Annotated in this window: 13 protein-coding genes; 6 read left to right on the plus strand and 7 right to left on the minus strand. The window is 47.0% G+C overall.

What is annotated here, in order from left to right:
- Positions 1 to 32: 32 nt before the first annotated feature.
- From WMO65_RS05445 to WMO65_RS05460, 4 genes are read left to right on the plus strand one after another with little or no spacing between them, the layout of a single operon-like run.
- Entirely contained in the window at positions 33 to 899 is an 867-nt protein-coding gene (locus tag WMO65_RS05445) for an AraC family transcriptional regulator (RefSeq protein ID WP_148393762.1), read from the plus strand.
- A 2-nt stretch (positions 900 to 901) separates the two neighbouring features.
- On the plus strand, positions 902 to 1,357 hold the full coding sequence (locus WMO65_RS05450) for a GyrI-like domain-containing protein (protein WP_033140923.1): 456 nt from the start codon (positions 902 to 904) through the stop codon (positions 1,355 to 1,357).
- A gap of 6 nt (positions 1,358 to 1,363) precedes the next feature.
- Positions 1,364 to 2,332 (plus strand): ABC transporter ATP-binding protein, encoded by a 969-nt coding sequence (locus WMO65_RS05455; protein WP_148393763.1) that lies wholly within the window; start codon positions 1,364 to 1,366, stop codon positions 2,330 to 2,332.
- Positions 2,329 to 3,084, plus strand: a complete 756-nt coding sequence (locus tag WMO65_RS05460; protein WP_148393764.1) for an ABC transporter permease — start codon at positions 2,329 to 2,331, stop codon at positions 3,082 to 3,084. The genes WMO65_RS05455 and WMO65_RS05460 overlap by 4 nt, the downstream gene beginning before the upstream one ends.
- Here WMO65_RS05460 and WMO65_RS05465 read toward each other — a convergent pair whose 3' ends face one another.
- Positions 3,085 to 3,534, minus strand: a complete 450-nt coding sequence (locus WMO65_RS05465; RefSeq protein ID WP_148393765.1) for a hypothetical protein — start codon at positions 3,532 to 3,534, stop codon at positions 3,085 to 3,087.
- A gap of 259 nt (positions 3,535 to 3,793) precedes the next feature.
- Here WMO65_RS05465 and WMO65_RS05470 point away from each other — a divergent pair, with 259 nt between their 5' ends.
- Positions 3,794 to 4,252 carry a GNAT family N-acetyltransferase gene (locus WMO65_RS05470; protein ID WP_148393766.1) on the plus strand — a complete coding sequence of 153 codons (459 nt, stop codon included), beginning with the start codon at positions 3,794 to 3,796 and terminating at the stop codon, positions 4,250 to 4,252.
- A 63-nt stretch (positions 4,253 to 4,315) separates the two neighbouring features.
- On the opposite strand, the gene uraA is transcribed toward WMO65_RS05470, so the two are convergent.
- The 6 genes from uraA to WMO65_RS05500 form a co-directional block, all read right to left on the minus strand.
- Positions 4,316 to 5,578, minus strand: coding sequence for a uracil permease (gene uraA, locus WMO65_RS05475; RefSeq protein WP_148393772.1), 1,263 nt, complete (start codon positions 5,576 to 5,578; stop codon positions 4,316 to 4,318).
- A 1,227-nt stretch (positions 5,579 to 6,805) separates the two neighbouring features.
- Positions 6,806 to 8,221, minus strand: coding sequence for a glucuronate isomerase (uxaC, locus tag WMO65_RS05480; RefSeq protein ID WP_148393774.1), 1,416 nt, complete (start codon positions 8,219 to 8,221; stop codon positions 6,806 to 6,808).
- Between the two features lie 21 nt (positions 8,222 to 8,242).
- Positions 8,243 to 9,550, minus strand: a complete 1,308-nt coding sequence (locus tag WMO65_RS05485; RefSeq protein ID WP_103732854.1) for a TRAP transporter large permease — start codon at positions 9,548 to 9,550, stop codon at positions 8,243 to 8,245.
- Positions 9,551 to 9,573: 23 nt separating this feature from the next.
- Complete coding sequence (locus WMO65_RS05490) at positions 9,574 to 10,077, minus strand: TRAP transporter small permease (protein WP_148392341.1); 504 nt, start codon at positions 10,075 to 10,077, stop codon at positions 9,574 to 9,576.
- Entirely contained in the window at positions 10,078 to 11,100 is a 1,023-nt protein-coding gene (locus tag WMO65_RS05495) for a TRAP transporter substrate-binding protein (protein WP_148392340.1), read from the minus strand.
- 76 nt (positions 11,101 to 11,176) lie between these two features.
- Positions 11,177 to 12,178 carry a LacI family DNA-binding transcriptional regulator gene (locus WMO65_RS05500; RefSeq protein WP_148392338.1) on the minus strand — a complete coding sequence of 334 codons (1,002 nt, stop codon included), beginning with the start codon at positions 12,176 to 12,178 and terminating at the stop codon, positions 11,177 to 11,179.
- A 278-nt stretch (positions 12,179 to 12,456) separates the two neighbouring features.
- Here WMO65_RS05500 and WMO65_RS05505 point away from each other — a divergent pair, with 278 nt between their 5' ends.
- Positions 12,457 to 13,938, plus strand: coding sequence for a UxaA family hydrolase (locus WMO65_RS05505; protein WP_349063803.1), 1,482 nt, complete (start codon positions 12,457 to 12,459; stop codon positions 13,936 to 13,938).
- The last annotated feature ends 41 nt before the right edge of the window (positions 13,939 to 13,979 follow it).

Below are 13,979 nucleotides of genomic sequence, written 5' to 3' on the forward strand. Positions count from 1 at the left end.
ATAAGCTATGCTGTAAGCAAGGAGGCAGAAAAATGGAATGGTTAAAAAAACTGAGCAGTGCCATCGCATATATTGAGGAAAATCTGGACAAGGAAATTTCCTATGACAAAGCAGCGGAAATTGCCTGCTGCTCCACCTATTATTTTCAGCGAATGTTTTCCTATGTGGCAGGTATTCCCCTGTCTGACTATATCAGGAAGAGAAGAATGACCCAGGCTGCCTTTGAACTGCAGCGCACAGACCATAAGGTTCTGGATATCGCCTTAAAATACGGCTATACTTCCCCAACTTCCTTTAACCGCGCCTTTCAAAGTGTCCATGGCATTCCCCCCACCGCTGCCAGAAATGAGGGATGTGTGTTACATGCCTATCCTGCCGTCACGTTTTCCGTGACCGTGACAGGAGAAACGCCCATGGCCTACCGGATTGAACAGAAGGGTCCTATGCGCATTGCAGGTATCCGCATACCCCTGACAGAAAACATGGAGAAAAATATGGAACGCATTCCCGCCTTCTGGAAACAAACCATGGAAGGCCCGAAATTCCGGGAAATCTGCGCACTTGCTGACCGGGAACCACGGAATATACTGGGCGTCAGCACTTACCGGGACCCACAGAATATCTTCTATTATATTGCTGCCCAGACAGAAGGGCCGGTGCCGGAAGATATGCTGGACTACACAATCCCCGCTGCCACATGGGTGGTGTTTGAAAGTGACGGCAGCCTGAAAGAACAGGTGCAGAGCATTTTCCGCCGCTTTATGACAGAATGGCTTCCATTCTCCGGTTACGAGTACGCCTATCTGCCGGATGTGGAAGTCTATCCCATATATGAAAAACAGCCGGAGAACGGACATTTTCAGGTATGGATCGCAATCACAAAGAATAAGGAGGAATGATCATGGATCACAAAGTAGAAATCAGAGAAATCGAGCCCATACGGGCTGCATACATGAAATATCGGGGAGACGCCGCAAAAGCAAACCGCATGTTCCCCAAAGTGTTTCAATCCGTACGCGGAAAGACAAACGGGTCTCCTTTCTTCTCCTATCTCAGCATGGACCCGGAAACGAAAATGGGGAATATGGAACTGTGTGTCCCCACGCAGGAAACACCGGCCGGCAGCAGTGTAAATGTGAAAGTTTTCCCCCGCATACGAGCGCTCTGCGTCACACATACCGGTTCCTATGATACACTTTTTCAGGCATATGCCGCAATCGATCACTTTGCCGCAGAGCACCACCTGGTTCTAAGACCTCCCTTCCGGGAGATTTTCCTCAAAGGACCGGGCATGATCATAAAAGGAAACCCGGATAAATACATTACGGAAATCCAGTTTCCCATTGAGGAGGATTGATAGGCCATGCAGCAGACATCACCTTACGCCATCTGTGCCGAACAGGTGTACAAGCAATATAAAAACGGCGTGCAGGCCCTGTCCGGCCTCAGCCTGACAGTAAAAAGGGGCGAGATCTTTACCCTTCTTGGGCAGAACGGCGCCGGCAAGTCAACACTCATACGAATTTTGACCACCTTTTTGAAACCCGGTTCCGGAAAGGTATCTGTTCTGGGCCTGGACCTTAACCGGGACGCGGACCGCATACGGGCAAAAATTGCCTGTGTCTCCCAGCAGACCTCTATTGATATGCATTTGTCTCTCAGAGAAAATATGATGTTTCAGAGCCGTCTATACCGAATTCCGAAAGCCGCGGCAAAAAAACGCATGGACATGCTGATTGACGCATTTGACCTGACACAATATCTGAAATATCCCGTCTCCTCCTATTCAGGCGGCATAAAAAGGCGGCTGGACATTGCCCTGAACCTTATGTCAGAACCGGAAATCCTGTTTCTGGATGAACCTACTGTGGGCATGGATATCCAGTCCCGCATGGCTATGTGGAAGATGATGGAGAAGATCCGGGAAGAATTCGGCACCACTGTCTTTCTCACAACACATTATCTGGAGGAGGCTGACAGTCTGAGTGATACGGTCTGTATCATGAAGGAGGGAAAAGAAGTGGCCCAGGGAACCCCCTTTGCCCTGAGGCAGTATATCAGACAGGATATGATCCGGATCACCTTTTCTTCCAAATCTGCCGCCGGGGATTCTGTAAAACGGATGTCCGGTCTCTTTCTGCCGGACAGAATCAGAATACAGGACAACTGCTGTCTGCTCTTTACGGAAGATATCCGCCGCGATATGGAAACTGCCAATGTGTTTCTGTTAAAGAATCAGATTCCCTTTCTGGGCATTGAGATAAAACAGCCGTCCCTGGATGATATTTTTCTGAAACTCACAGAGGAGAGCAAACAGGAGGCATGCATATGACAGTCTTTACGATCTTATGGAAAAATATAAAATGGCGCTTTCACAACAAGCTCACCATTATCATCACCCTGACGCAGCCAGTTCTCTGGCTGATATTATACAGCGCCGTGGCAGGACAGACCTTGCAGGGCACAGAGATAGGAAATTACACGGCATTTATCCTGCCCGGCCTCATGGTGCTGGTCTCCTTCTCTGTGTGCAGCAGCAGCGGAATCATGAATTATATGCTGAAGGCAGAGGGAAGCTTCTACCGGATTCTCATCGCTCCTGTCCAAAGAACCTCCGTCATACTGGGGCAGATATTGGAAGGTGTTCTCTGCACTTTTTTGGAAGTCGGCCTTATGGGGCTCATCAGCCTTTTCTTTTCCGTGAGATTCCATACCGGTATATCAGGCTTCTGCATCATTCTGCTTCTGATCTTTCTGACTGCCTTTTTTATGTCCGGAATCTGTTACGGCATCAGCCTGATCCTTCCCAATGAAATGGTGTACGAGTCTGTGATGAACGCCATTGTGCTGCCCGTGTTCTTTTTAAGCTCTGCGCTGTTTCCTGTGGATAGAATCACCGGTATACTGAAAATCCTGGTAAGCGGCAATCCCTTTACCCATGTGATCAACAGCATCCGCTCCATTTTGCTGGGCAAAGCGATGTCAGGCCGTGAGTTAGTCTTCACCATATGTCTGCTTCTGCTCATGGGCGGACTGGGATTTTGCTTTGCTGCCGTCAGACTGAACAGGGAAACAGATCTGTGATCATTTCTGCCTATTTTTCTCCTGCATGTACCTCTCTATTTCTTCATGCGTCAGCCTCCGCTCCTGGGTAAATGGGTACTCCCGGTATTCTTTCACGGAAAAGACAGGTGACATGGCTTCACATATTTTGTTTCTGTTCTTTTTCAGGTAACTCTGCAGTTCTTCTTCACCGGGGAAAATTTTATACGAAATTCTTCCCCGGCTGCTCTTTATCTCATAGATGCCGCAAGACTTTTTCATGGTCACATCCGCTGTGCGCAGATAAAGCTTTGCCTGTTCCAGAGACTGAAAGGGGAAATTCCATCTCTGCAGCCCTCTTCTCAAATCCCGTTCTATACAAATACAGCGCCCGCATGTTCCGCAGATATATTGGGTATGATGACTCAGGCAGTCTACGGGATTCAGCAGCGGTGTGATTCGGCTGTTGTCAATATAACATTCTTTGCACATTGTAAACATGTCCCTCCTCTTTTTACTTCAGTTTCTCTTTTTAATAAGTATAAACGATGACATTATGTGAGAGTCAAGGCCGTATATTCCTGTTCTTACATCCATTTTCATGCTGCACCTGTCAGGATAAATGCGGCCGTAATTGCCACCTGTCTTCTGATTGCTGCCCTGCTGCTTCAAAATAATTGACACTTATGTACCAAATGTTTAAAATAGAGTAATCAATCCATAATCCATTACAGCCAAAAGGAGTTATCCCATGATAATTAAAATAGAAAAAGCATGCCGCAGCGACGCTAAAAGGCTTGCCGAAGTTTATAATATGAGTTTTTACAGCGACTATTTAAAGTACGGGGAATGCCCGGGATATAACAAAACAGAAAATGACATTCTGGATAACTTACAAAAACGTGATGTATATAAGATAATCGCTGATGGCGCCATTGTTGGTGCAGTCTCTGTCAGGCCGGATGGGGATGAGTCCTACTATCTTGGCGCTCTCTGTGTCATACCCAAATACGCCAACAAAGGCATTGGACAGACAGCCATGCGTTTTCTTGATAAAAAATACCCCAACGCCAGACACTGGGCGTTGGAGACACCTTCCGATAAAACACAGAATCACTATTTTTATAAAAAATTCAATTTCAAAATAACAAAAGAATATATGTACGGAGGTATTGCTATCTCTTTCTTTGAACGCAGCATACAACCCTGATTTTCTTTGGCGGACGAAAAAAGGGGACTGCTTTCCGACAGCCCCCTTCTTTCATCTCTTCTCTTACTCTTCTTCCAGATCATTGGTCAGTTTAAATCTGTCCAGTACATAAAACAGCAGGCTTAAAAGCATACCCACTACACAGGCCAAAACCATACCCTTCAATTCAATCTGTCCAAATTTCACCGAAATTCCCGACAACCCGGTCACAAAAATAACCGAGGTCAGTGCCAGGTTCCTGGAACGTCCGTAATCCACGCGTCCGTCCACCAGAATACGGATACCGGAAGTACCGATCATACCATACAGAAGGAAGGAGATTCCCCCGATGACCGGTCCCGGAATGGTACTGATAAGGGCTGACAGTTTACCTACAAAAGAGCAGATGATTGAAAGCACCGCTGCCCCGCCGATCACATACACACTGTAAACCCTTGTCACAGCCATAACCCCAATATTCTCTCCGTAAGTGGTAGTCGGCACAGAACCGATAAACCCGGAGATCATAGTAGAAAAATTATCCGCAAAAAGAGAACGGTGCAGACCCGGATCCTTGATCAGGTCCCTTCCTACAATCTTCCCTGTTACGATCTGATGTCCAATATGCTCTGAGGCGATGACCAGAATAACCGGCAGAATGATCAGGATTGCCTGCAGATTAAATTTCGGCGCAGAGAAATTCGGCAGTGCAAAAATTGAGGCATTCGCCACCTCCGTAAAATCCACGATCCCGCAGAGAAGTGCTGCCGCATATCCTGCCAGAATAGCGATCAGAATAGGAATCACGGACAAAAATTTCCGAAACACCACCGACCCGATCACAGCGACACCGAGCGTCACCAAAAACACAATGGCATTCTTCGGATTGACCACCTCATCCAGCATCCCCGCATTACTGGCCGCCGTAGAAGAAAGCTCCAGACCGATAAGCGCCACAACCGGCCCCATAGCTGCCGGAGGAAGCACAACATCGATCCAATCCGACCCAAACTTATAAATAATGAAAGACAGGATGCACCCCAAAAATCCCACTGCCACGAACCCGCCAAGCGCATAGGCATATCCAAACTTACTGATCACAATACTGGCCGGCGCAATAAAAGCAAAACTGGACCCCAGATAGGCCGGCGCCTTCCCCTTAGTGATCAGTATAAACAACAGCGTCCCCACACCGTTCATAAACAGAACCACCGCCGGATTGATTCCAAACAAAAACGGAACCAACACAGACGCCCCGAACATGGCAAACATATGCTGAATACTGAGCGGTATCAGAAGCTTTGGCGGAACTTTCTCTTCCACCTGGATAATTCTTCGATTTTCCACAATATTTCTCCTCTCTAAATTCCTTTTCGGTTTATTTTAACACAATAAGCTACAATCTTCCATACAAAAATCGCCGTTTTTCCTTTCTTTCATCCTCCCCTGTCCCCAGAACATTCCGTGCCAAGTAATATGATTTACGCAGTACCGATATGGTACATTCTGCTTCATACCATGGCTGGCTGCCTTGCTTTTTCATGTCTGCAGAATGAAAACACCTGGTGATATACAGAACCGGCATATATTATGACTGCAGATTTTCTTTATTTTACAGTTGGTAACAAAGGATGAACACAGATTTTTCCTGCTTTACAGATAATTGGAAAAAGATGTTTAGCTTTCGTTGGTAATTTTTAGATGCCTCGCCGTGGTTTTTCCTCTCTTTACGGATAATTTGAAAGCAGCATTTGGCTTTTGTAGGTAATTGTAAGGTGTTTCGCCGTGGTTTTTCCTCTCTTTACGGATAATTTGAAAGCGGCATTTGGCTTTTGTAGGTAATTTTAAGATGCCTCGCCGTGGTTTTTCCTCTCTTTACAGATAATTTGAAAGTAGCATTTGACTTTTGTAGGTAATTTTAAGGTGTTTCGCCGTGGTTTTTCCTCTCTTTACAGATAATTTGAAAGCAGCATTTGGCTTTTGTAGGTAATTTTAAGGTGTTTCGCCGTGGTTTTTCCTCTCTTTACAGATAATTTGAAAGCATCATTTGACTTTTGTAGGTAATTTTAAGATGTTTCGCCGTGGTTTTTCTTCTCTTTACGGATAATTTGAAATCCCTTCTTACCTTTCGTATGTAATCCAAGAAATTTTCACCGCTAACTCACCTATTTTTACATATAATTCAAGAAAAATCTTTAGAATCCATACGTAAATCCAAAATTTTCAAACTAACAGACCTCATTATTACCCAAATGATATCTAATCCATAACTCTGCCCTGAGAAAACCAGGGATGAGGCGGTGTGCAGCCGGGGACGGCGGGCGGGGGTCTGTTTGTGTCAGCGAGGTTAAGTGGAAGGGTCTGTGAAATCCACCTCCTACGGAAACTTAGGCGCGAGCCCTCCGGCGAGCGTCTTAGTTGCAGTTGGAGGTTAGTTCACAGTCCTGGAACGTCGAGCGGACACAAACAGACCCCCGCCCGCCGTCCCCGGCTGCACACCGCCTCATCCCGTCCCCTTTGCCACAAAAAAAAGAGCCCGCATGCAACTTCCACACAGACTCTTTTCCCCTATCTCTATTTCATTTCCAGTTCAAACCCAAAATAACGCACCGCATTATTATAAGAAATCCCCTTCACAATCCTCTCCAGCATCTTCATATCCTTAGGATACTCTCCATTTTCCACCCAATTACCGATCATCTCACAAAGTATCCTTCTAAAATACTCATGCCTCGGATAAGAAAGAAAACTTCTGGAATCCGTCAGCATTCCGATAAAGTTCCCCAGCAGACCTAAGTTTGCAAGAGATGTCATCTGCTTTGTCATTCCTGTCTTATGGTCATTGAACCACCATGCAGACCCCTGCTGAATCTTTCCAACAGCATCTGAATTCTGGAAACAACCGATGATCGTTCCAATCGCCTCATCATCATTGGGATTCAAACTGTAAATCACCGTTTTCGGAAGATTCCCCTCTGCATTCAGCGCATTTAAATAATCCGCGATCTGACCTGACGGTGCATAATTATTGATACAGTCAAACCCTGTATCCGGACCCAGCTTTTCATACATATCCGTATTATTATCACGCTTACATCCATAATGAAGCTGCATAGCCCAGCCCATCTTCGCATATTCCCCGGCAACAAAAAGCATGAACGCTGTCTTAAACTTCAGCTCTTCCTCCCTGGTAACCGTCTCCTCATTCAACCGCTTCTGGAAGACAGCCTCAACCTCCTCATCAGAAGCCGGAACATACATGACATACTCCAGCCCATGATCTGACGCCCGGCAGCCCATCTCATTGAAAAATGCCATTCTGGACTTCAGCGCTGCTTTCAAGTCCTCAAAAGACTGGATATCCATATTAGCCGCCTCTGCCAGTGTCTCCAGATACTGACCGTAATCCGGTTTTTCCAGATTCATGGCCTTATCCGGTCTCCATGCAGGAAGTACCTGTACCGGGAAACTCTCATCTTCTGCCAGCATTTTGTGCCATTTCAGGTCATCTGCCGGATCGTCGGTGGTGCAGATCAGCGTAACATTTGACTGGAGGATCAGATTTCTTGCACTCATGGAAGCCTCCTGAAGCTTTGCATTACACAAATTCCATACTTCCTCCGCAGTATCCCCGTTTAACACACCTGTATATCCGAAATACCGCTGCAGCTCCAGATGACTCCAGTGAAACAGAGGATTGCCGATGGCTTTCTCCAGTGTCTCCGCCCATTTCTGGAATTTTTCTCTGTCTGGTGCGTCTCCGGTGATATAACGCTCCTCCACACCATTGGAACGCATCTGGCGCCATTTGTAATGGTCTCCGCCCAGCCATACCTGTGTGATGTTCTCAAACTTTCTGTCCTCTGCGATCTCCTGCGGATTGATGTGGCAGTGGTAGTCAAGAACCGGCACCTTTGCCGCAAAGTCATGATATAATTCCTGTGCGGTGGGGGTGCTCAATAGAAAATCTTTGTCCATAAACTGTTTCATAAAACATTACCTCCTTTTATTTTACACATATCCCATCAGACTTGGCAGCCAGAGACTGAGCTGCGGGATATAAGTTACCAGCATAAGTACAACGAAGATCGCTGCAAAATAGATCAAAAGCTGTCTGAACACCGTCTCTATCTTCACCTTTCCCACCTTGACGCCCACAAACAGTGTGGTGCCCACAGGCGGTGTGATGGTTCCGATACAGAGGTTGAAGATCAGCATGATACCAAAATGGATAGGATTCATGCCAAGCGCCGTACACACCGGAAGGAAAATCGGTGTGAAGATCAGGCAGGCAGGTGTCATATCCATGAAAGTTCCTACGATCAGCAGAATCACATTGATCAACAGGAAGATAACGATCTTGTTGCTGCTGATGGCCAGCAAACCATTGGAAACGGCTGTGGGGATATTGGTAAATGCCATAACCCATGACATAATACTGGAAACACCGATCAGGAAAATAATAATACCTGTCATCTCAGCGCTTTCCTTGAAAATCTTGGGCAGGTCCTTCAAGCTGATGGAACGGTAAAAGAACAGGGATAAAACAAGACTATATACAACCGCCACCACAGACCCCTCTGTGGCTGTGAAGATACCGCCGATGATACCGCCGATCACAATAATGATAAGCAGCAGACACGGCAGAGCCTGTAAAACAATTTTCATGGCTTCTTTAAACGTAAATTTTGTTTTTGCCCGGTATCCTTTTTTCTTTGCAATGAAATAGATCACCAGCATACATGCCAGTCCCCACAAAATCCCGGGTATGTAGCCCGCCATAAAGAGCGCTGCCACAGAAGTTCCGCCGCTGACCAGGGAGAAGGTGATCATAACATTGCTTGGCGGAATCAAAAGCCCGGTTGGGGCAGTGGCAATATTGGCAGCCGCGGAGAAGTTAGGGTCATATCCCTCATCCTTCTCAATCGGGCCGATGATGGACCCCATGGCTGAGGCTGCCGCTGTACCGGAACCGGAAATGGCTCCGAAAAGCATGTTTGCAATGACATTTGTCTGGGCCAGCGCACCGGGTGCACGTCCTGTGATGAGCTTTGCCAGATTGATCAGACGGACCGCTATGCCGCCCTTATTCATGATATTTCCGGCCAGAATGAAAAACGGTATGGCAAGAAGACTGAACACGGAAATACCGGAAAAAATCCTCTGCGCGCCGGTGAGAACCGCAACACTTGTATCCATAACCGGCAGAATGGCGCATACGGAAGAGATTCCCAGCGCTACTGCAATGGGCACACCTGCCAGCAGCATGATGACCAGCAGAACCAATATGATCAATCCTGAAACTAATGCTGTATTCATAATCGAAACTCCTTTTCCTCAGATTATTCTTTCACTTCCCGGTGCTCCTGCTCATATCCGCTGCACAGATCCACAATATTGAAAATGGAGTACAGCACAATGAGCACGCCGGAAAGCGGTACGACCGTGTAGATGATACCCATGGGGATTCCCAGGGAAGCCGTCTTCTGGGTCATGGTAAGGTTCATGATCGTAGCTCCGCCGTAAATCATAACACTTCCGGCCAGGAGCATGATCAGGATTTCAATCACAATTTCCAGGACTTTTCTTTTTGTCCCTGTGATCTTATCTGCTAAAAATCCCATACGCATATGGTCTCTTTTACCAAACACATAAGCGGAGGCAAGCAGCGCCATCCAGGTAAAGCTGTAGGTCAGAAGCTCCTCGGAAACGGTGCTGGGACTGTTGAAGAAGTAACGGATCACGATTTGATAGGTTCCGATGCATACCATAAACGCAAAAATAACAGCACAGGCAGAGCTTAAGATCGTATTGATAACTTTTCGGATTGAATGTAAGGCTTTCATTTACTCTTCCTCCTTTGCGTATTTCTCATTGATTTTCTGGATATGGTCATACAATTCCTGAATGTCCGGGTTATCATCCAGCATATCCTGCTGCACATTGGACACCTTGTCCTTAAATGCCTGCACATCCACGTCAATGAACTCCACACCCATCTGGTTCTGCGCAATATCTTTTGCCTCTTCCACCTGCTTGTCCCACTCTTCCATCTCCACCTCTGTGGACAGAAGGGCAGCCTGTTCAAATACTTCACGTTCTTCACTGCTCAGTCCGTTTAAAAATTTCAGGTTTCCGATCAGCATATCCGGCACCATCTGGTGCTTGTTGTAAGAGTAGTATTTTGCCACTTCCCCGTGTTTGTTATTGGTAAGGGCAAGCTCATTGTTCTCCGCACCGTCAATGACACCCTGCTGTATGGCGGTGTAAACCTCGCCGAAACTCATAGGGGAGGCAGCCGCGCCGAAAGCTTTTACCATGTTTACACTGGCCGGACTCTGCTGTACACGGATTTTCAGGCCCTTTAGATCCTCCGGTGTATGAATCGGTTTTTTTGCGTAAAAGCTTCTGGTTCCCGCATTGTACCAGGTCAGTACCCGGAAACCTGCCTCGTCCGTGGACGCATATACCTGATTCATATAGTCCGTATCGCCCATCACCTCATGATAGGCTTCCTCGGAAGTAAACAGATACGGCATGCTGAACACCTCATATACATCTGCAAAAGTCTCCAGGTTGGCTGTGCCCGCCACAACAAAGTCAATGGCTCCTGTCTGCGTCAGCTCTATGGCCTTCTGCGCGGAACCCAGTATCTCATTTGGAAAAATCTGAACCTCATATTTGTCTCCCAGATTCTCCTCCACATATTCCTTAAATTTTAAAAGTCCCAGATGCTCCGGATGTGTCTCAGACTGGGCATGGGAAATCCGAACGATTCTCTTCTCACTTTTAATGGAAGAACAGCCGCCAAGTCCCAGAACTGCAGTGACACATAAAGCAAGTATAAAGGCTTTCTTTAATCCTCTCATGATTCTTTTCCTTTCACTCTTTTTCCGCTACGTTTATGCGGAAATTTTAAAACCGCCTTTGGCGATGGGCTTTTTATCAAAAATCTGTGGTGCACCGTTTTTCCAGACGGCACCGCACATATTTTCTGTGCTCCACGCTTTCTCCTTTTAAGACCTCCATCAGGGAGTCAATTGTCATCTTGCACAGCAAGTCACCCCTGCCGTCTATGGATGTCAGCTCCGGCTCACATCCAATGGAAAGTTCTGAATTATTGTAACCTATAATACTGATATCCTGCGGTACGGACAGCTTCTTTGCCTTGGCGTATTTTACTGCGCCCACTGCCAGACCGTCATCTGTGGCAATGACGCCGTCAAACACCAGATCTCTTCTGGCCAGCAGAATGTCCCGCACCAGATGGATCTCATTTTTGATGTAGACCTTGCGCTCCCCGAACACCGGAATGCCTGCAGCCTTCAGGGCATCCTCATACCCCTGCAGCTTATGCATGGCACTGTATGAATAAGAATCACTGAGAAACAGGATCTGCTTTCTGCCTGAGGCGATCATAGCGGAAACGGCATCAAACACGGACTGGTAATCATCTGTGAGCATACAGTAGATATTCTCCCCGTCAATGAAACCGTTCATAATAAACACAGGAATCTCTTCGGAAGCCTTCTTAATATAAGTAATGTCTTCCCCGTACTCCTTGTCCCCCGCGTAGCAGGAGCCCACTAAAAGCAGCGCGTCAATGCGTTTCTGCAGAATCATCTGCACAGAGATCTCCTTATCCTCCTGATCATATCCGCTGCAGTATAAAATGCAGTCATAACCGTAATTTCTCAGGTTCTTCTCCAGATATGCCACAGCAGATGCCATATAATGGTCTGAAACACTTGGACAGATGATTCCCACTGTCTTCATGGAGTTCAGGCTCATGCCCCTGGCAAATACATTGGGTATATAGTCATTTGCTGCCATGACTGCCCGTACCTTTTCTTTTGTCTTTTCACTCACCTTTGGGCTGTCATTGACCACTCGTGATACGGTGGCAATGGAAACCCCTGCAAGCTTCGCGATATCGTATATGTTCATAATCCCACGTTCCTTTCGCTGTGGAAGTGTAAGCCCTTACACTTTATTTTTCATTATACAGACAGGAAAACAAAAAAGCAATTCTTTTTGCTGCGATATTTTTCACAAGTTTTCTCTTTTATTTTTGTGAAATATTAATAAAATTCTTGTTTTTTGTCCAATTTTTAAAATTCATGTTGACGAACTCCCCGCCAAGTTGTAGATTTAGTGTAAGCCCTTACATTTCATACTTAGCTATTATATGGAATCGCATTTTATAAAGGAGGATGAATATTCCCATGCAGACTTATCTGAAGATTCATCCGGATGACAGTGTTGCCGTAGCGCTTGCTCCGCTTGCAGCAGGCACCTCTGTCCATTTGGATCATAAGGAAATCCTGTTATCAGAAGATATCCCCCAGGGTCACAAGTTTGCCCTGAAGGACATCCGGGCAGGGGAGGCAGTTATAAAGTACGGCTCTCCCATCGGACAGGCCAGGGAGGACATCGCCCAAGGCTCCTGGATTCATACCCATAATATGAAAACAGGCCTGGGAGATCTTCTTACCTATACTTATCGTAAAGATGCGGCAGAGCTTGCCCCCACTGAGGAGCGCTTCTTTCACGGGTACAGAAGAAGCAATGGCCAGGCCGGTGTCCGCAATGAAATCTGGATCATTCCAACCGTCGGCTGCGTCAACAACGTGGCAGAAACCATTGAAAAACAGGCACAGATCTATAAGACCGGCACCATTGATGACATCGCAGCCTTTCCTCATCCCTACGGATGTTCCCAGATGGGGGAGGATCAGGAACACACACGCAGGATACTGGCAGACTTGATCAACCACCCCAATGCAGGGGGCGTCCTTGTATTGGGCCTGGGGTGTGAGAACAGCAATATAGAGGAACTGAAGCGATATATCGGTTCCTACGATCCCAAAAGAGTTCGTATCCTGGTGGCGCAGGAATCTGAGGATGAGATCCGCGACGGACTTGCCGTCATCCGGGAACTTGCAGAATATGCAGGCAGTTTTTCAAGAGAACCCATAAGCTGCAGGGAACTTGTCATCGGCATGAAATGCGGCGGCAGCGACGGTCTGTCCGGCATCACAGCCAACCCGACCGTGGGCGGTTTCTCAGACCTGCTCATCTCCAAAGGAGGCACTACGATTCTCACCGAGGTACCGGAAATGTTCGGCGCGGAGACACTGCTTATGAATCGCTGCGCCAATGAAGCGCTGTTTGACAGGACCGTTGAACTGATCAATGACTTTAAAAATTATTTCAAAAGCCACAACCAGACCATCTATGAAAACCCGTCCCCCGGCAATAAAAAGGGAGGGATCTCCACGCTGGAAGACAAATCCATGGGATGCACACAAAAATCAGGCAGCGCGCCTGTAAAAGGTGTTCTCGCCTACGGGGAACCGGTAAAGGAAAAGGGTCTGAACCTGCTCAGCGCCCCGGGCAATGATCTGGTGGCCTCCACAGCCCTGGCTGCATCAGGTGCCCATATTGTCCTGTTCACCACAGGAAGAGGCACCCCTTTCGCCTCCCCTGTGCCCACCGTGAAAATCTCCAGCAATACTGCCCTCTATGAGAAGAAAAAAAACTGGATTGACTTCAACTGCGGTCCCATGACAGAGGGTGTGCCCTTAGAGGAGCTGAGCAGTCAGCTTTTTGAGTATGTGCTGCAGGTCGCTTCCGGTGAGAAAGTCAAAGCAGAGAAAGCCGGTTTTCATGACATGGCTATTTTCAAACAGGGTGTTACGCTTTAACACATTTCGCGTGACAGCGCCTGTGGATGGTAATGTAAATA

This window comes from Blautia caccae (genome assembly GCF_040095955.1).
Classification (GTDB): domain Bacteria; phylum Bacillota; class Clostridia; order Lachnospirales; family Lachnospiraceae; genus Blautia; species Blautia celeris.

Coding starts and splice junctions, on each gene's coding strand:
- WMO65_RS05445 (WP_148393762.1), top strand. CDS start 33: ATGGAATGGTTAAAAAAACTGAGCAGTGCCATCGCATATATTGAGGAA.
- WMO65_RS05450 (WP_033140923.1), top strand. CDS start 902: ATGGATCACAAAGTAGAAATCAGAGAAATCGAGCCCATACGGGCTGCA.
- WMO65_RS05455 (WP_148393763.1), top strand. CDS start 1,364: ATGCAGCAGACATCACCTTACGCCATCTGTGCCGAACAGGTGTACAAG.
- WMO65_RS05460 (WP_148393764.1), top strand. CDS start 2,329: ATGACAGTCTTTACGATCTTATGGAAAAATATAAAATGGCGCTTTCAC.
- WMO65_RS05465 (WP_148393765.1), bottom strand. CDS start 3,534: ATGTGCAAAGAATGTTATATTGACAACAGCCGAATCACACCGCTGCTG.
- WMO65_RS05470 (WP_148393766.1), top strand. CDS start 3,794: ATGATAATTAAAATAGAAAAAGCATGCCGCAGCGACGCTAAAAGGCTT.
- uxaC (WP_148393774.1), bottom strand. CDS start 8,221: ATGAAACAGTTTATGGACAAAGATTTTCTATTGAGCACCCCCACCGCA.
- WMO65_RS05485 (WP_103732854.1), bottom strand. CDS start 9,550: ATGAATACAGCATTAGTTTCAGGATTGATCATATTGGTTCTGCTGGTC.
- WMO65_RS05490 (WP_148392341.1), bottom strand. CDS start 10,077: ATGAAAGCCTTACATTCAATCCGAAAAGTTATCAATACGATCTTAAGC.
- WMO65_RS05495 (WP_148392340.1), bottom strand. CDS start 11,100: ATGAGAGGATTAAAGAAAGCCTTTATACTTGCTTTATGTGTCACTGCA.
- WMO65_RS05500 (WP_148392338.1), bottom strand. CDS start 12,178: ATGAACATATACGATATCGCGAAGCTTGCAGGGGTTTCCATTGCCACC.
- WMO65_RS05505 (WP_349063803.1), top strand. CDS start 12,457: ATGCAGACTTATCTGAAGATTCATCCGGATGACAGTGTTGCCGTAGCG.